The following is a 17,579-nucleotide window of genomic DNA, read 5'->3' on the forward strand; positions in this document are numbered from 1 at the left end:
CCTGATGTTTCCCGACTTTTCTATTTTGAACCCCGCAGAATAAACTTTGTTATTTCCCACACATATCCAATCAATTTCCGTTGACCTGATGATGATAAACGGTAGACTGCATGAAAAAATAATGGACAGCTGTAAGCTGAACTGAGAAGCCATTCTATGACTCAAGCGTTAAAGCAATTTCATCCGGTCGGACGTGTACAAGATAGAATTCAACAAGATCCAGACAAAATTGCTTTCAGAGAATGGCATAACCACCAGGAACAACAGCTTAACTGGCGGCAAGTCGGGGAGAAGATCTCTCTGATTGCTAAAGCCCTGTTGAGCTCCGGCGTTCAGGTTCAGGATCGCGTTGCTATTTTTGCAACCAACAGTATGAACTGGGCGATTGCTGACTTATCTATTCTGCATTTACGCGCAACTGGCGTGCCTATTTACTCGACGAATACCCCCGCTCAATCTGCTTTTGTGCTTAACGATGCCCAAGTGCGTACGCTGTTTGTCGGCGATCAGGCTCAAATGGACGTTGCGCTGATTATTCGCCAGCTTTGCCCAAAGCTGGAGCGTATTATTGTTTTTGAGTCAGAGGTTGATTTAAGCGGCTGTGATATTGCTATCCATTTAGATGACTTTTGTCAGTTAGCCAGTGACGGTGACCATCATCTGCTTCAGGAACGTATTGACAGTCGTGAAATGGATGACCTGTTTACGCTAATTTATACCTCAGGGACTACCGGTGAGCCTAAAGGCGTGATGTTGGACTATGCCAATTTAGCCACTCAGTTTCATTTGCATGACGAACGACTAACGGTTACGCCTGATGACGTATCACTGAGCTTTTTGCCGCTGTCTCACGTTTTTGAGCGGGCATGGAGTCTATATGTGATGCATGCCGGGGCGCAGAATGTTTATTTGCGGGATACCGCCGCGGTACGTGATGCCATGTCGGACGTCAAACCAACGGTGATGTGCGCAGTTCCCCGATTCTATGAGAAAGTATTTTCTGCTATTCACGACAAGGTAGATTTAGCACCTTGGCACCGTCGGGCGATATTCCGTGCTGCATTATGGTGTGGCGAGCGAAAATTCTGGGCTGCCCATCAGGGTAAAAGTCTGGGCCCGATGATGTCTGCATGTCACCGCTTAGCCGATAAGCTGGTATTGCGTAAGCTACGGGGCATATTAGGTGGGAACGTTCGTTTTCTGCCGGCCGCGGGAGCCAAGCTGGATGACAATATTATTTTGTTCTTCCACTCTGTCGGTCTGAATATCATCTATGGCTACGGAATGACCGAAACTTGTGCGACGGTTTCCTGCTGGGAAGAAAATCAGTTTCGTTTCGGTTCCATTGGGCGTCCTTTACCGGGCATTGATGTCCGTATCGGTGACGATAATGAAATTCAGGTGCGTGGCCCTATTGTAATGCGGGGTTATTACAATCGTCCGGAAGATACGGCTACGGCGTTTACCGATGACGGCTGGCTGAAAACCGGCGATGCGGGCGCATTAGATGAGTCAGGCAATCTTTTTATCACCGAACGAATTAAAGATTTAATGAAGACTTCATGTGGAAAATATATTGCTCCACAGGCGATTGAAGGCGCATTGGGCCAAGATCGGTTTATTGATCAGATTGCGGTAGTCGCCGATGCGCGTAAGTTTGTTTCAGCCCTGATCGTTCCTTGCTTTGTCAGTTTGGAAGAGTACGCCCATTCGATTAATCTTAAATATCATGATCGATTAGAGTTGCTAAGGCATAGCCAGATCGTTGAGATGTTTGAAGCACGGTTAAGCGTATTGCAGAAAGAGCTGGCGCGTTTTGAACAGGTTAAACGTTTCACGTTACTGCCGGATGCATTTTCGATGGAACAGGGGGAACTCACCCCTACGCTGAAACTGCGGCGTAAAGTGATCCTTAGCCGTTATCATACTGAAATCGAGCGGATGTACGTTGAGTAATTAACGATTAATACAGGCACACTACGGTGTGCTTCAAATTGATGGCAAACCTGATACGCTTAAAAATGTTACCCTTCGACGGCTAAGAAAAAGAAAAATAGGCATTCCTATGCCGGCCAGGCGGAAGGAACTTACGCTGAAATCAAACTAAATCATTTTATCTCCAGCCATAAATACCATTTGGTGTGCCCTATGTTTTAGCTGAGTGTGTATATTAAAGCAGGCTGAAACGGCAATATTGGTTGTATATACAAATATTTATTTCAATAAAGAGTGTTTTTTTGGATTGAAAAACTTTCTTTCTCATTAGGGTAAATTGCCTTTGCCAGCATTTAAAAGCGACGGTATGGTAATAAGTCACCTATTATTTATCTCTTATCTGGCTTTCATTGCTCTGAACAGAATAACTTGGCTGATATCAGGGAATGGTTATAAAGAAAGTCAGTAGGCAAAATTTAAACACAACATGGGCAAGACCCGACAATCGCCACGCAGCATTAGCTGGTGCGCATAAGATACAATAACAAGATAAGCCTGGAGGAGACCCATGGAGATGTTATCAGGAGCCGAGATCGTCGTCAGATCGCTGATCGATCAAGGCGTTAAGCATGTATTCGGTTATCCGGGTGGGGCGGTACTTGATATTTATGATGCCTTGCATACCGTGGGCGGCATTGATCACGTATTGGTACGCCATGAGCAAGCTGCGGTGCATATGGCCGATGGATTCGCCCGGGCAACCGGTGAGGTTGGCGTGGTATTAGTCACTTCCGGGCCGGGGGCAACCAATGCGATTACCGGCATTGCTACTGCCTATATGGACTCAATTCCATTGGTTGTGTTGTCAGGGCAGGTGGCAACATCCCTTATCGGAAACGATGCTTTTCAGGAATGTGACATGGTCGGTATCTCCCGCCCTGTGGTCAAACATAGCTTTCTGGTTAAGCACACCGAAGATATTCCGATGGTGCTGAAAAAAGCATTCTATGTCGCCAGTACCGGCCGCCCTGGTCCCGTCGTGGTGGATTTACCAAAGGATATCTTAAATCCGGCGGTTAAAATTCCCTATTCGTATCCCGACCAGGTTTCTATGCGTTCTTATAACCCAACGGTGCAAGGCCACCGCGGGCAAATTAAACGCGCGCTTCAAGTATTGCTTGATGCGAAAAAACCGGTGGTTTATGTCGGCGGTGGCGCCATTACTTCCGCCTGTGATGTCGAGCTGAAAACCCTGGTGGATAAATTAGATTTGCCGGTTGCCAGCTCTTTAATGGGGTTAGGTGCTTTTCCGTCTACTAATGAGCGATTTGTCGGAATGTTGGGGATGCACGGCACCTATGAAGCCAATATGACGATGCACAATGCGGATGTCATTTTTGCCGTTGGCGTACGCTTTGACGATCGGACGACGAATAATCTGACCAAATATTGCCCTGAAGCGACCGTATTGCATATCGATATCGACCCGACGTCTATTTCCAAAACGGTTAATGCAGACATTCCTATTGTTGGTGATGCCAAGCAGGTTCTGGGGCAGATGCTTGAATTACTAAAGCAGAAAGAAGTTGAACCTACCGTTGAAGCCCACAGCGAGTGGTGGGAGCGTATTCGGCAATGGCGTGAAAAAGACTGCTTAGCATTTGATCACGGTGGCGATCGTATTAAACCTCAGGCCGTTATTGAAACCCTGTATCGTCTGACTGAGGGTAACGCTTATGTTGCTTCTGACGTCGGTCAGCATCAGATGTTTGCGGCGCTCTATTATCCGTTTGATAAGCCACGCCGTTGGATTAACTCCGGTGGCTTGGGCACCATGGGATTTGGCTTCCCGGCTGCGCTGGGCGTGAAGCTGGCGTTACCTAAAGAGACCGTGGTCTGCGTTACCGGTGACGGTAGTATTCAGATGAATATTCAGGAGCTATCGACGGCGCTTCAATATGATTTGCCTATAGTGATTCTGAATCTGAATAATAAATTCTTAGGTATGGTTAAGCAGTGGCAGGATCTGATTTATGCGGGCCGGCATTCCCACTCTTACATGGATTCACTGCCTGACTTTGTCAAGCTGGCTGAAGCTTATGGCCATGTGGGTATCTCTATCAGTAAGCCTGAAGAGCTGGAAAGCAAGCTGGCCGAAGCCTTGGCGGTGAAAACTAAACTGGTCTTTGTCGACGTTGCGGTAGATGAAAGAGAACACGTTTATCCGATGCATATTCGTGGCGGCGGAATGGACGAAATGTGGCTAAGCAGAACGGAGAGGAGCTGATCATGCGCCGTATATTATCGGTATTATTAGAGAATGAATCAGGCGCTCTGTCGCGTGTTATTGGCCTGTTTTCTCAGCGTGGATATAATATTGAGAGCCTGACGGTAGCCCCGACTGACGATCCTACGCTATCGCGTATGACCATTCAGACCATGGGTGATGCTAAGGTACTTGAGCAAATTGAAAAGCAGCTGCATAAGCTGGTTGATGTACTGCGGGTCGCTGAACTGACAGAAAGCGATCGGGTTGAGCGTGAGATTATGTTGGTTAAGCTGCGGGCCACCGGCGAAGGCCGAGAAGAAGTGAAACGCTGTGCGGATATTTTCCGTGGGCAGATCGTGGACGTCACGGCATCGCTGTATACTGTTCAAATGGTTGGTACCAGTGGTAAACTCGATGCATTCCTATCGGCTATCCGTGAAGCTGGCGAAATTGTTGAGGTCGCTCGCTCTGGTATTGTCGGTGTTGCTCGCGGTGAGCGCATCATGCGTTAGTTGAATGGCACTGGTTTGCTGATTAAATAAGCATTAATGAAAAGGCTCTACCCTGTGTAGGGCTTTTTATTTTGTATTACACTAACTGAATGGATTAAGCAGTTGCTGAACCTGCTAATCTGGAGTTAGATCTACATTATTAAATACCATATATAATAATATGGTTATTGTGCCACCAAAGATTGGGGCTAAATAATAATTAAGGGGTTAACGTGAAACTGGATGAAATTGCGCGTCTCGCTGGCGTTTCACGCACAACGGCTAGCTATGTTATTAATGGCAAAGCTAAGCAATATCGCGTGAGTGACAAGACGGTAGAAAAAGTCATGGCGGTAGTCCGGGAACATAATTACCAACCAAATGCCGTAGCCGCAGGGCTACGTGCCGGTCGTACCCGCTCAATCGGTCTGGTTATTCCTGATTTAGAAAACACCAGCTATACCCGTATTGCCAATTATCTGGAGCGTCAGGCCCGCCAGCGTGGTTATCAACTACTGATAGCCTGTTCTGAAGACCAGCCGGATAATGAAATGCGCTGTGTGGAACATTTACTCCAGCGCAAAGTGGATGCGCTGATTGTTTCTACCGCACTGCCGCCGGAGCATCCGTTTTATCAACGTTGGATAAATAGCTCTTTCCCTATCATCGCCTTAGACCGTGCGTTAGATCGGGAACATTTTATCAGCGTTGTGGGGGCTGACTTTGAAGATTCCGAAATGCTGGCCGCTGAGCTACGTTCATTCGATGCTGAAACGGTAGCCTACATTGGTGCATTACCTGAGTTATCTGTCAGCCAACTGCGCGAGCAGGGGTTCCGACAGGCATGGAAAGACGATAAGCGCGCGGTTAATTATCTATACGCTAACAGCTATGAACGTGCCTCTGCGGCTGAACTGTTTGATAACTGGCTCAAAACCAATCCGATACCGCAGGCGATCTATACCACCTCCTTCTCATTATTACAGGGTGTTATGGATGTTATTCTGCAGCGGGAAGGGCATTTGCCAGCCAATTTAGCCATTGCCACCTTTGGTGATAATGAACTGCTAGATTTTCTTGAGTGTCCGGTATTGGCCGTTTCACAGCGCCACCGTGAAGTCGCTGAACGCGTTCTGGAGTTGGTCTTGGCCTCTATTGATGAACCTCAGAAACCTAAGCCGGGGTTAACACGTATTCGCCGTAGCTTATTCCGTCGAGGTTGTTTAAGCCGGGTAAGCCGAACAGAGTCATAATCATTTAGCGATTGGCAGAAAATATTCAGTTTCTTGTTTTCTGGATTAAAAAAGTAACTCAAAGAAAGGGGCCGATTAAAGGCTCCTTTTTATATTTAAAATTTAAACGGTTATGGTCTATTATTTGTCCTGTTTACTTTATGTTACTATTAATCGCTGATATTAGCGGCCTGTTCGACACTAAAATCACGCCCCGGCATAAACAACTCCCATTGAGCTTTAACTAAGTGCCTGCCAGTTTTTAACAGGGTAGGGATATTTTTATTTAATTGTTGGTCAGTTTTTGAGTCATTATTTTCATTTTTATAACCTGTCAAAAATACTTATTACTATTCATTGTATTAGTCGTATTTCTATCAGTTTATCCGTGTCTATTTACGCTTTCTTAGCGAAATAGCCCCGCCATATTAGTGAAAAGTCATGGTGCTCTGGCTTGACAAGCTTTTAATACCCTTCGTAAACTCTGTTCAAGTGGAGAATTGTGGGGTAAAGTGGTAAAACTTGTCGCTAAGGAGTGACCTGCCCATGTTTCGTGGAGCAACAACGGTAAATCTGGATGGTAAGGGGCGATTAGCTATCCCCACTCGCTATCGGGATTCTTTGCTGGATGAATGTGAAGGCCAATTGGTATGTACCATTGACCTTCATCAGCCGTGCCTGTTGCTTTACCCTTTACCGGAATGGGAAAAGATCGAACAAAAATTATCTCGGCTATCCAGCATGAATCCGGCTGAGCGTCGGGTACAGCGCCTGTTATTAGGTCATGCCAGCGAATGTCAGATGGATAGCGCAGGGCGTTTGTTAGTGGCAACGACGTTGCGGCAACATGCGTCTTTAGTCAAAGAAGTGATGCTTGTCGGCCAGCTCAATAAGTTTGAGTTATGGGATGAACAAACTTGGTATCAAAAAGTTAAGGAAGATATAGACGCTGAACAGTCCGCTCAAGACACACTGTCAGAGCGGTTACAGGATTTGTCACTATAAGTTATGTCTACTAATTATCAGCACACAACAGTCCTTTTGGATGAAGCCGTTAACGGTCTGAATATCCAACCGGACGGTATCTATATCGACGGCACTTTCGGCCGTGGCGGCCACTCGCGCCTTATTCTTTCCCATCTTGGACCTCAGGGACAGTTGATTGCTATCGATCGTGACCCTCAGGCAATTGCTGCAGCAGCGGAAATAACCGATCCTCGATTTTCGATCGTCCATGGCCCGTTTTCAGATATCGCAGAATATGTACGCGATCGCGGTTTGGAAGGAAAGATTAACGGCGTTTTATTAGATCTTGGCGTCTCTTCTCCACAGTTAGATGACGCTGAACGCGGCTTTTCTTTTATGCGTGATGGTCCATTGGATATGCGTATGGACCCGACCCGAGGTTTATCTGCATCAGAGTGGTTATTAAAAGCTGACGCTGAAGATATTGCCTGGGTGTTAAAAACCTTTGGTGAAGAGCGCTTTGCTAAACGCATTGCTCAGGCCATTGTTGAGCGCAATCGCCAGCAACCGTTGACCCGAACGCGTGAACTGGCTGAACTGATCGCTAATGCCAGCCCGTTTCGTGATAAGCATAAGCACCCGGCAACCCGCAGTTTTCAGGCCATTCGTATTTATATTAACAGTGAGCTGGAAGAGATTGAGCGGGCATTAGACGGTACGCTCGAGGTACTGGCAACCGAAGGGCGCCTGTCGGTTATTAGTTTCCATTCGCTGGAAGACCGTATTGTTAAACGCTTTATTCGCCAGCACAGTAAAGGCCCGCAGGTTCCTGCCGGATTACCTTTAACAGAAGAACAATTAAGGCAGCACGGCGGACGTAAGTTAAAAGCACTGGGTAAAATGATGCCATCCGAGCAGGAAGTGTCAGGTAACGCCAGGGCAAGAAGTTCAGTACTACGTTTTGCAGAAAGGACCGCAGAATGATTCCAAATGAGCGCCATAGCTTAGTTGGAATTATTGGTGATGATTTACTTCGTTTCGCCAAGATACCGATGATCCTGACCGTACTAATTTTGGTATCAGCTATCGCGGTTGTGTTGTCCAGTCACCGTACCCGGTTACTGACGGCGGAACGAGAGCAGTTGATTCTGGAGCGGGAAGCTTTAGAAATTGAATGGCGTAACCTGATTCTGGAAGAGAATGCGCTGGCCGATCACAGTCGGGTTGATCGACTGGCCAATGAAAAATTACAGATGCAGCATGTTACACCGGACCAGGAACAAATCGTGGTCCAGAAGTAATTAGTAAGGTAGCGCACACCCTGGAGTGCGTATCAGATAAATAGCAATACGGTGGCTAATAAGCATAAATGAAAGCAGCACGACCGAATAAGGTTAAGGTTAAACGTCCCGAAAATCAGGCCGGCTATATTAGCTGGCGTTTTAGTTTGCTTTGCATAGTCATTGTTGCTGCTATGTTTGGTCTGATGGCCCGTGCCGCGTGGTTACAAGTTATTGAGCCTGACAAATTAGTTAAAGAAGGTGATTCCCGTTCTTTACGGGTTCAGGAAGTTCCTACCGCTCGCGGAATGATTTCCGACCGACTGGGCCGCCCGCTGGCGGTTAGCGTGCCGGTGAATGCGATCTGGGCCGATCCTAAAGAGTTAAACGACCGCGGTGGTATTACTCAGGATATGCGCTGGAAAGCACTGGCTGATATTCTTGGAACACCGATAGATAAACTGTCTGAAAAGATTAACGTTAATCCGAAAGGCCGCTTTGTCTACCTCGCTCGCCAAGTCAATGCCGAAACGGCTGACTATATCCGTAAGCTTAAACTCCCCGGTATCTATTTAAAGCGTGAATCTCGCCGTTTCTATCCGGCCGGTCCGGTGACTGCTCATATCATTGGTTTTACTAACATCGATGATAACGGTCTGGAAGGGATAGAAAAAAGCTTCGAAGATAAGCTGGTTGGCAAGTCGGGTGAGCGTACGGTGCGTAAAGATCGCTTTGGGCGGGTTATTGAAGACATCTCTTCCATAGATAGCCAGGCTGCTCATAACCTGACGCTTAGTATTGATGAGCGTTTACAGGCGCTGGTTTATCGTGAGTTAAGCAATGCGGTAAATCTGAACAAGGCTGAATCAGGTACCGCGGTTTTGGTTGATGTGAATACCGGCGAAATATTAGCAATGGCTAATAGCCCGTCTTATAACCCGAATAATCGGGTCGGTACGCCGGAAGATTTTTTCCGTAACCGCGCCATTACCGATATTTTTGAGCCGGGATCAACCGTCAAACCGATGGTTGTGATGACCGCGTTAGATCGCGGAATTATTAAAGAGAATGCAGTACTGAACACCCGCCCTTATCGGGTTAATGGTCACGAAATTAAAGACGTAGCGCTTTATCCTGAGCTGACCATTACGGGGGTTCTACAGAAATCGAGTAACGTCGGTGTTTCTAAGCTGGCGTTAGCGATGCCCTACGACGCGTTGGTAGATACTTACACACGTTTCGGACTGGGAAAACCAACCAATTTGGGATTGGTCGGAGAAAGTAGTGGCTTAATGTTACAAAAAAAACGGTGGTCTGACATAGAGAGGGCCACCTTCTCTTTCGGGTATGGACTAATGGTAACTCCGTTACAGTTAGCACGTGCTTATGCAACGATGGGGAGCTTTGGTGTTTATCGTCCCCTGTCGATTACTAAAATAGATCCACCGGTACAAGGGACGCGAATTTTCCCTGAAAGTACCGTCCGCAGCGTAGTCCATATGATGGAGTCAGTGGCGTTACCCGGCGGCGGTGGTACTAAAGCGGCTATTAAAGGTTATCGGATCGCAATTAAAACCGGTACGGCAAAAAAAGTTGGCCCTAATGGCGGCTACATCAATAAATACATTGCTTATACCGCAGGCCTTGCGCCAGCCAGTAACCCTCGCTATGCCTTAGTGGTGGTGATTAACGACCCGAGCGGCGGTCAATACTACGGCGGTGCTATTTCAGCGCCAGTATTCGGTGCCATTATGGGCGGTGTTTTGCGAACAATGAATATAGAGCCAGACGCTTTGCCTATCGCGGGTAAAGATGACGTCGTTATTAATCAAAGAGGAGCTGCCGGTGACCGTTCTTAATTTATCTGAACTGCTTGCTCCCTGGCATATTCAGGTACCTGAGCTGAAGTTAAAAGAGATGACGCTGGACAGTCGCGTTGCAGCTTCCGGGGATCTGTTTATTGCTATCAAAGGCCATCAAACGGACGGTCGTCGCTATATATCTCAAGCCATTGCTCAAGGCGTTGCCGCTGTGATTGCTGAAGCTGACGGCGAAGCAGCCGACGGCAGCGTTGTAATGTCTCATGGCGTACCGGTTATTTATATCGAGCAGCTAAATAAGCACCTATCAGCGATTGCCGGGCGTTTTTATGCCCAGCCGTCAGAACGCATGCGATTAATCGGCGTAACCGGAACCAATGGTAAAACCACAACCACTCAATTGCTTGCACAATGGGCTCAGCTATTAGGCGAGCGCAGTGCCGTGATGGGGACTGTCGGTAATGGCCTGCTGGACCATGTGGTTCCCGCTGAGAATACCACCGGTTCTGCCGTTGATGTTCAACGTGAGTTGCATGACTTAGCGGCAAAAGGTGCCACCTTTACCGCCATGGAAGTGTCATCACACGGTCTGGTTCAGGAACGCGTTGCTGCACTCTCTTTTGCCGCGGCCGTATTTACCAACCTTAGCCGCGATCATCTTGATTATCACGGCAATATGGCAGAGTACGAAGCGGCTAAATGGCGCCTGTTTACCCGTCATCAGGTTGGCGAAGCCATTATTAACGTTGATGATGAAGTCGGATTACGTCGTATTAGCCAGATGCCGTCAGCCATTGCATTTACCATGGCTGATAACCTACCTCAAGGCTGGAGCGGCCGTTGGCTGAGCGCCGCTCAGGTTGATTATCATGACGGCGGCGCGACCATTAAGTTTGATTCCAGCTGGGGAGGCGGCGTTATCGAAAGCCGTTTGTTAGGGGCGTTTAACGTCAGTAATTTGATTGCTGCTTTGACGACCTTATTGGCTCTGGGATTTGATTTAACTGAATTAGTTGAGGTTGCACCGCAGCTACAACCGGTTTGTGGCCGAATGGAAGTCTTTACTGCACCAGGGCGGCCTACGGTAGTAGTCGATTATGCCCATACGCCGGATGCTTTGGAAAAGGCGCTGGAAGCAGCAAGACTGCACTGTAAAGGCCAGCTTTGGTGCGTATTTGGTTGTGGTGGCGATCGTGACCGGGGTAAGCGCCCGCTAATGGGGGGAATTGCTGAACAGCTCGCCGACCGCGTTGTTGTTACTGATGACAACCCGCGCAGTGAAGATCCACAAGCTATCGTGGCAGATATTTTAACCGGATTTGTTGATGCTGCTCGTGCACACCCTATTCACGGTCGTGCTGAAGCCGTTACTAACGTAGTGATGCAGGCTGGCCCTGATGATGTCGTTCTGATCGCCGGTAAAGGCCATGAAGACTATCAACTGATTGGTAATCGCCGTTTGGATTATTCAGACAGAACAACCGTGGCTAATTTACTCGGTCTGTCATCAGGAGTATTAGCATGATTCCGATTACGCTGAAACAGCTGGCTGAGGCCGTTGAAGGTAAGCTAATCGCTTCAACCGCGGATATTACCGGTCTTCAGATAACTGAAGTGACTACGGATACCCGAAAAATAACCGCCGGCTGTCTGTTTATTGCATTGAAAGGTGAACGTTTCGATGCCCATGACTTCGCCGCGGATGCCGTTGAAAGCGGTGCCGGTGCTTTACTGGTTAGTCGGCACTTACCTTTAGATATTGCCCAAATTATTGTACCGGATACGCGTCTCGCTCTGGGGCTGCTTGGTGCATGGGTAAGACAGCAGGTCACGGCCCGTGTTGTTGCGCTGACCGGTTCATCCGGTAAAACCAGCGTAAAAGAGATGACGGCCAAAATTTTACAACAGTGTGGTGATGTCCTGTATACCGCTGGTAATTTGAATAATGATATCGGTGCACCTTTAACGTTATTACGGTTAACCCGTGCTCATCAGTTCGCCGTTGTCGAACTGGGGGCTAATCACGCAGGTGAAATTGCCTATACTGTCGGACTGACTCAGCCAGAAGCGGCTTTAGTCAATAATCTATCTTCAGCTCATCTGGAAGGTTTCGGTTCTCTGGCCGGAGTAGCAAAAGCCAAAGGTGAAATTTTTCAGGGATTAATTCCACACGGCGTTGCTATCGTTAATGCTGAAAGTCATGATTTAGCCGGATGGGCGACGGCTTTGGCTGATAAACAATTATGGCAGTTCTCAACGGATGCTGAGACCGGTGCTGAGTTTTATGCTTCTGATGTAGCGGTGGAGCAGCAGATAACCCGTTTTACCTTAAATTCGCCGGAAGGGGCTATTAGCGTAGCGCTGCCACTACCGGGAAAACATAATATATCAAACGCATTAGCTGCCGCCGCTCTGGCAATGTCAGTCGGTGCAAGCTTAGAAAATATTCGAGTTGGGCTATCCCAATTGAAAGCAGTGCCCGGTCGCTTATTTCCGCTTCAGCTTAGCGAAGGGAAACTGTTGCTGGATGATACCTATAATGCCAACGTGGGGTCGATGATTGCTGCCGCACAGGTTTTAGCATCCATGCCCGGCTATCGTGTGATGGTAGTCGGTGATATGGGCGAACTAGGCAGCGAAGCCGAAGATTGCCATCGTCAGGTGGGTGAGGCGGCCCGCAATGCAGGTATTGATAAAGTATTAAGCGTTGGTGGTTTAAGTGAAGTAATCAGTACTGCCAGTGGAAACGGTGAACATTTTAGTCATAAAGCAGCGTTAATTAAGCGCCTGAATGAATTGCTATCTGAACACGCGGTAATAACAATTTTAATTAAAGGTTCACGTAGTGCCGCAATGGAGCAGGTAGTACGCGGGGTACAGGAGATGACACAATGTTAACATGGCTGGCGGAACACCTGGTCTCATTTTATTCTGGCTTTAACGTCTTTTCTTATCTGACGTTTCGTGCCGTACTTAGCCTGTTAACGGCCTTAGTTCTTTCTTTATGGATGGGACCTCATCTGATTGCCTATTTGCAGAGATTACAAATAGGTCAGGTGGTGCGTAATGATGGCCCTGAGTCTCATTTTAGTAAGCGCGGAACGCCTACTATGGGCGGCCTGATGATCCTTGGCTCAATTACTATCTCGGTATTACTGTGGGCTAATCTTGAAAACCCGTATATCTGGTGTTCATTGTTTGTCTTAATCGGCTACGGCATTGTGGGTTTTGTTGATGACTACCGCAAAGTGGTACGCAAAGATACAAAAGGCCTGATTGCCCGTTGGAAATACTTTTGGCAGTCAGTGATTGCGTTAGCCGTTGCTTTTACCATGTATGCCGTAGGCAAAGATACGCCGGCAACTCAACTGGTTGTGCCGTTCTTTAAAGACGTGATGCCTCAACTGGGCGTGCTCTATATCTTGCTAACCTATTTTGTGATTGTCGGCACCAGCAATGCGGTCAACCTAACTGATGGTCTGGATGGTCTGGCAATTATGCCAACGGTATTTGTTGCCGCTGGTTTTGCGCTGGTGGCGTGGGCAACGGGTAACGTTAACTTTGCCGCTTACCTGCATATTCCTTATCTGCGTCACGCCGGGGAATTAGTGATTTTCTGTACTGCCATTGTTGGTGCAGGTCTTGGCTTCCTATGGTTTAACACCTATCCGGCTCAGGTTTTTATGGGCGATGTCGGTTCATTAGCCCTTGGCGGCACGTTAGGCGTTATTGCCGTGCTGCTGCGTCAGGAATTTTTATTAGTGATTATGGGCGGTGTGTTTGTGGTTGAAACACTGTCGGTAATCTTACAGGTGGGATCGTTTAAGCTACGCGGGCAACGTATTTTCCGCATGGCGCCGATTCATCACCACTATGAACTTAAAGGCTGGCCGGAACCGCGCGTTATTGTGCGTTTCTGGATTATTTCATTAATGCTTGTATTGATTGGCTTGGCTACGCTGAAGGTACGTTAATCATGATCGACTATCAGGATAAACAGGTTGTTATCATTGGATTAGGTTCCACAGGATTATCCTGTGTCGATTACTTTATTGCCCGTAATGTAACGCCGCGCGTGATTGATACGCGCCAGTCTCCTCCGGGGCTCGATAGTTTAGCTGACTCAGTAGAGCGCCATACCGGTAGCCTAAACCGCGAATGGATTATGTCGGCAGATTTACTGGTCGTTAGCCCGGGCATTGCGCTGGCTACACCGATGCTACAAGAAGCGGCAGAGGCCGGTATTGAAATTGTCGGCGATATCGAACTTTTTTGCCGTGAAGCTCAGGCGCCGATTATTGCTATTACCGGTTCTAACGGTAAAAGCACGGTGACAACATTAGTCGGTGATATGGCGAAGGCCGCGGGCTGGAATGTTGCCATTGGCGGTAATTTAGGGCAGCCATCCTTAACCTTACTTGACCCTGAATGCCAGCTCTATGTTATGGAGTTATCCAGCTTCCAGCTTGAAACTACGTCCAGTTTAGAAGCGGCTGCGGCCACTATTCTCAACGTAAGCGAAGACCATATGGATCGCTATCCGCGGGGAATGAGCCAATACCGTGATGCTAAGCTACGTATTTATCACGGTGCCAAAGTGTGTTTGGTTAATGCCGATGACGCACTGACAATGCCGCTACAGGGCGCAGACCGTCGTTGCATTAGCTTTGGCGTTGATATTGGCGATTACCATCTGAGCCACCAGCAGGGTGAAACCTGGTTACGCGTCCGGGGCGAGAAAGTGCTGAATACCTCAGAAATGAAAGTGGTGGGTCAGCATAACTATTTGAACGGTTTGGCCGCACTGGCTTTAGCGGATGCCGTTGAGATTCCAAGAGCGTCCAGCCTGAAAGCATTGACCGAATTTACCGGTCTGGAACACCGTTTTCAGTTAGTTTGGGAAAATAACGGAGTCCGTTGGATTAATGACTCCAAAGCCACCAACGTAGGAAGTACCGAGGCGGCGCTAAACGGTATTCGGGTTAATGGTGTCTTACATCTGCTGTTAGGCGGTGATGGCAAGTCAGCCGATTTTTCTCCGTTATCGGCCTATCTGCAAGGGGACAAAGTTCGTCTTTACTGTTTTGGCCGAGATAAACAAGCGTTGTTTAACTTACGCCCTGACGTTGCAGAAATAACAGAGACGATGGCTCAGTCTATGGCGCTGATTGCACAGCGAATTAAGCCCGGAGATATGGTGCTACTGTCACCGGCCTGCGCCAGTTTAGATCAGTTTAAAAATTACGAGCTGCGCGGCCATGAGTTTGCCCGTTTAGCTCAGGAACTTGGTTAATGAGTATTTTAACGCTAAGGCCTTTCCAGTCCCTGGGACAGTGGATTATGGGGAGCCGTACCGGCAGTGAGTCTGACTGCGAAGTCATGTACGACCGTACGTTGCTGTGGCTATCGCTGGGTCTGGCTCTGGTTGGCTTTATTATGGTGACATCGGCATCGATGCCGGTTGCTCAGCGTTATACAGAAGACCCGTTCTTGTTTGCTAAACGAGATGCCATTTATATGGGGCTGGCTTTTGCCGCTGCGCTGGTTACTTTACGCATCCCGATGGAGATGTGGCAACGGTATAGCCCGGTCATTCTGATTATTGCTATCGTGATGTTATTGGTTGTGCTGGTGCCGGGAATCGGCAGTTCAGTTAACGGCGCATCCCGCTGGATTTCTCTGGGACCTGTGAATATTCAGCCGGCGGAAGCCTCTAAATTAGCGCTGTTTATTTATCTGGCCAGTTATTTGGTGCGAAAAGTTGATGAAGTGCGTAACAACTTTTGGGGTTTCTGCAAACCGATGGGCGTGATGGTCATACTGGCGGTATTGCTACTGGCCCAGCCTGACTTAGGGTCGGTTGTTGTGCTCTTTGTGACCACACTAGGCATGCTGTTTTTAGCCGGGGCTAAACTGTGGCAGTTTTTGGCCATTATCGGTTCGGGCGTCTTTGCCGTGGTGTTATTGATCATTGCAGAACCTTACCGTTTGCGCCGGGTAACATCATTTTGGGACCCGTGGGCTGACCCCTTTGGTGCCGGTTATCAGCTGACGCAGTCATTGATGGCTTTTGGCCGCGGCGAGTTTTTAGGGCAGGGCTTAGGTAACTCAGTTCAGAAGCTTGAGTACCTTCCTGAAGCCCACACTGACTTTATTTTTGCCATTATTGGTGAAGAATTGGGCTATGTGGGTGTGGTTTTAGTGCTCTTAATGGTATTCTTCGTCGCTTTTAGAGCAATGCTGATTGGACGCCGTGCTTTAGAGGCCGGTCAGCGCTTTTCCGGCTTTTTAGCCTGCGAGATTGGAATCTGGTTTAGTTTCCAGACGTTAGTTAACGTCGGCGCTGCTGCCGGTATTCTGCCAACCAAAGGATTAACACTGCCGTTAATTAGTTATGGTGGTTCGAGTCTGTTGGTGATGTCGACAGCAATTGTCATGCTATTACGAATTGATTATGAAACGCGGCTGGCTACCTGCCAGGCGCACGGACGAGGTACCCGATGAAGCAGAAGCGTTTAATGGTGATGGCGGGTGGAACCGGAGGACACGTTTTTCCCGGATTAGCCGTGGCTCATGACCTGATGGCGCAAGGCTGGGAGGTTCGCTGGTTAGGAACTTCCGATCGAATGGAAGCCGATTTAGTCCCTAAACACGGTATTGAAATTGATTTTATTACGATTTCAGGTTTGCGCGGTAAAGGCATTAAAGCACTGTTAGGTGCTCCGTTCCGTATTTTTCGTGCCGTATGTCAGGCGCGGGCTATTATGCGCAATTATAAACCGGACGTTGTTCTGGGGATGGGCGGATATGTATCTGGTCCCGGTGGATTAGCGGCCTGGCTATGTGGTATTCCGGTCGTGCTGCATGAGCAGAACGGCATTGCGGGATTAACGAATCGTTGGTTATCGAAGATTGCTAAACGTGTTCTTCAGGCGTTTCCGGGGGCATTCCCAACTGCCGATGTGGTTGGCAATCCGGTTCGTACCGATGTGCTGGCGTTGCCTTTACCTGAAGTTCGGTTATCTGAGCGTACCGGCCCGATTCGGATTTTAGTTATCGGCGGTAGCCAAGGTGCGCGAATTTTAAATCAGACCATGCCTCAAGCGGCTGAACGTCTGGGTGATAAAGTGACGATCTGGCATCAGGTTGGCAAAGGCGCACAGGCGAGCGTACAGCAGGATTATCAACAGCGTGGCCTGACCGGCCATGATGTGACGGAGTTTATTGACGACATGGCCTCAGCTTATGCCTGGGCTGATGTTGTCGTTTGTCGTTCCGGTGCCTTGACGGTCAGCGAAATAGCTGCTGCCGGCTTACCGGCGATTTTTGTTCCATTTATGCACAAAGATCGTCAGCAGTACTGGAATGCACTGCCGTTAGAAAAAGCGGGCGCAGCCAAAATTATTGAGCAACCTGAGTTCAACGTAGATACGTTAACTCAGGCGTTAGAAGCGTTAAATCGCTCCAGTTTATTAGCCATGGCGATGCAAGCCAGATCGATTGCAATTCCCGATGCGACTGAAAGAGTGTCTGCCGTGGTGAAAAGCGTCGCTTTATAATAAGCCGGAATGTCTCAGGCCTTAGTG

14 protein-coding genes are annotated in these 17,579 nt (G+C 48.2%); all 14 read left to right on the forward strand.

The window, feature by feature from the left end; genetic code table 11:
- The first annotated feature begins 156 nt into the window (after window positions 1-156).
- Window positions 157-1,956 (forward strand): AMP-dependent synthetase/ligase, encoded by a 1,800-nt coding sequence (locus YWE_RS0102610; protein WP_029093111.1) that lies wholly within the window; start codon window positions 157-159, stop codon window positions 1,954-1,956.
- Window positions 1,957-2,503: 547 nt separating this feature from the next.
- Window positions 2,504-4,222 (forward strand): acetolactate synthase 3 large subunit, encoded by a 1,719-nt coding sequence (gene ilvI, locus YWE_RS0102615; protein ID WP_029093112.1) that lies wholly within the window; start codon window positions 2,504-2,506, stop codon window positions 4,220-4,222.
- A 2-nt stretch (window positions 4,223-4,224) separates the two neighbouring features.
- The gene (gene ilvN / locus YWE_RS0102620) at window positions 4,225-4,716 is read left to right on the forward strand and encodes an acetolactate synthase small subunit (RefSeq protein ID WP_036014813.1); all 492 of its coding nucleotides are present in this window, start codon (window positions 4,225-4,227) and stop codon (window positions 4,714-4,716) included.
- Between the two features lie 212 nt (window positions 4,717-4,928).
- On the forward strand, window positions 4,929-5,948 hold the full coding sequence (cra, locus tag YWE_RS0102625) for a catabolite repressor/activator (protein WP_029093114.1): 1,020 nt from the start codon (window positions 4,929-4,931) through the stop codon (window positions 5,946-5,948).
- Between the two features lie 525 nt (window positions 5,949-6,473).
- Window positions 6,474-6,932 (forward strand): division/cell wall cluster transcriptional repressor MraZ, encoded by a 459-nt coding sequence (gene mraZ, locus YWE_RS0102635; RefSeq protein ID WP_029093115.1) that lies wholly within the window; start codon window positions 6,474-6,476, stop codon window positions 6,930-6,932.
- A 3-nt stretch (window positions 6,933-6,935) separates the two neighbouring features.
- Window positions 6,936-7,877, forward strand: a complete 942-nt coding sequence (gene rsmH, locus YWE_RS0102640; RefSeq protein ID WP_029093116.1) for a 16S rRNA (cytosine(1402)-N(4))-methyltransferase RsmH — start codon at window positions 6,936-6,938, stop codon at window positions 7,875-7,877.
- Window positions 7,874-8,194, forward strand: coding sequence for a cell division protein FtsL (gene ftsL / locus YWE_RS0102645; RefSeq protein ID WP_029093117.1), 321 nt, complete (start codon window positions 7,874-7,876; stop codon window positions 8,192-8,194). The genes rsmH and ftsL overlap by 4 nt, the downstream gene beginning before the upstream one ends.
- Before the next feature lie 68 nt (window positions 8,195-8,262).
- Window positions 8,263-10,032 (forward strand): peptidoglycan glycosyltransferase FtsI, encoded by a 1,770-nt coding sequence (gene ftsI / locus YWE_RS0102650; protein WP_029093118.1) that lies wholly within the window; start codon window positions 8,263-8,265, stop codon window positions 10,030-10,032.
- Window positions 10,019-11,518: a UDP-N-acetylmuramoyl-L-alanyl-D-glutamate--2,6-diaminopimelate ligase gene (gene murE / locus YWE_RS0102655; RefSeq protein WP_036014816.1), complete on the forward strand. Its 1,500-nt coding sequence runs from the start codon at window positions 10,019-10,021 to the stop codon at window positions 11,516-11,518. Before ftsI ends, murE begins: the two co-directional genes overlap by 14 nt.
- Window positions 11,515-12,891, forward strand: a complete 1,377-nt coding sequence (murF, locus tag YWE_RS0102660; protein WP_029093120.1) for a UDP-N-acetylmuramoyl-tripeptide--D-alanyl-D-alanine ligase — start codon at window positions 11,515-11,517, stop codon at window positions 12,889-12,891. The genes murE and murF overlap by 4 nt, the downstream gene beginning before the upstream one ends.
- A complete protein-coding gene (gene mraY, locus YWE_RS0102665) occupies window positions 12,885-13,967 on the forward strand; it encodes a phospho-N-acetylmuramoyl-pentapeptide-transferase (RefSeq protein WP_029093121.1) in 1,083 nt (360 codons plus the stop codon). The genes murF and mraY overlap by 7 nt, the downstream gene beginning before the upstream one ends.
- A 2-nt stretch (window positions 13,968-13,969) precedes the next feature.
- Window positions 13,970-15,286: a UDP-N-acetylmuramoyl-L-alanine--D-glutamate ligase gene (murD, locus tag YWE_RS0102670; RefSeq protein ID WP_029093122.1), complete on the forward strand. Its 1,317-nt coding sequence runs from the start codon at window positions 13,970-13,972 to the stop codon at window positions 15,284-15,286.
- A complete protein-coding gene (ftsW, locus tag YWE_RS0102675; RefSeq protein WP_029093123.1) occupies window positions 15,286-16,497 on the forward strand; it encodes a cell division protein FtsW in 1,212 nt (403 codons plus the stop codon). Before murD ends, ftsW begins: the two co-directional genes overlap by 1 nt.
- A complete protein-coding gene (murG, locus tag YWE_RS0102680) occupies window positions 16,494-17,552 on the forward strand; it encodes an undecaprenyldiphospho-muramoylpentapeptide beta-N-acetylglucosaminyltransferase (RefSeq protein ID WP_036014820.1) in 1,059 nt (352 codons plus the stop codon). The genes ftsW and murG overlap by 4 nt, the downstream gene beginning before the upstream one ends.
- The last annotated feature ends 27 nt before the right edge of the window (window positions 17,553-17,579 follow it).

Origin of the sequence: Budvicia aquatica DSM 5075 = ATCC 35567 (assembly GCF_000427805.1) — a bacterium.
Lineage (GTDB): Bacteria > Pseudomonadota > Gammaproteobacteria > Enterobacterales > Enterobacteriaceae > Budvicia > Budvicia aquatica.

What these genes read in the sequence shown, in the direction of transcription:
- YWE_RS0102610 (WP_029093111.1), top strand. Translation starts at nt 157, where the DNA reads ATGACTCAAGCGTTAAAGCAATTTCATCCGGTCGGACGTGTACAAGAT.
- ilvI (WP_029093112.1), top strand. Translation starts at nt 2,504, where the DNA reads ATGGAGATGTTATCAGGAGCCGAGATCGTCGTCAGATCGCTGATCGAT.
- ilvN (WP_036014813.1), top strand. Translation starts at nt 4,225, where the DNA reads ATGCGCCGTATATTATCGGTATTATTAGAGAATGAATCAGGCGCTCTG.
- mraZ (WP_029093115.1), top strand. Translation starts at nt 6,474, where the DNA reads ATGTTTCGTGGAGCAACAACGGTAAATCTGGATGGTAAGGGGCGATTA.
- rsmH (WP_029093116.1), top strand. Translation starts at nt 6,936, where the DNA reads ATGTCTACTAATTATCAGCACACAACAGTCCTTTTGGATGAAGCCGTT.
- ftsL (WP_029093117.1), top strand. Translation starts at nt 7,874, where the DNA reads ATGATTCCAAATGAGCGCCATAGCTTAGTTGGAATTATTGGTGATGAT.
- ftsI (WP_029093118.1), top strand. Translation starts at nt 8,263, where the DNA reads ATGAAAGCAGCACGACCGAATAAGGTTAAGGTTAAACGTCCCGAAAAT.
- murF (WP_029093120.1), top strand. Translation starts at nt 11,515, where the DNA reads ATGATTCCGATTACGCTGAAACAGCTGGCTGAGGCCGTTGAAGGTAAG.
- mraY (WP_029093121.1), top strand. Translation starts at nt 12,885, where the DNA reads ATGTTAACATGGCTGGCGGAACACCTGGTCTCATTTTATTCTGGCTTT.
- murD (WP_029093122.1), top strand. Translation starts at nt 13,970, where the DNA reads ATGATCGACTATCAGGATAAACAGGTTGTTATCATTGGATTAGGTTCC.
- ftsW (WP_029093123.1), top strand. Translation starts at nt 15,286, where the DNA reads ATGAGTATTTTAACGCTAAGGCCTTTCCAGTCCCTGGGACAGTGGATT.
- murG (WP_036014820.1), top strand. Translation starts at nt 16,494, where the DNA reads ATGAAGCAGAAGCGTTTAATGGTGATGGCGGGTGGAACCGGAGGACAC.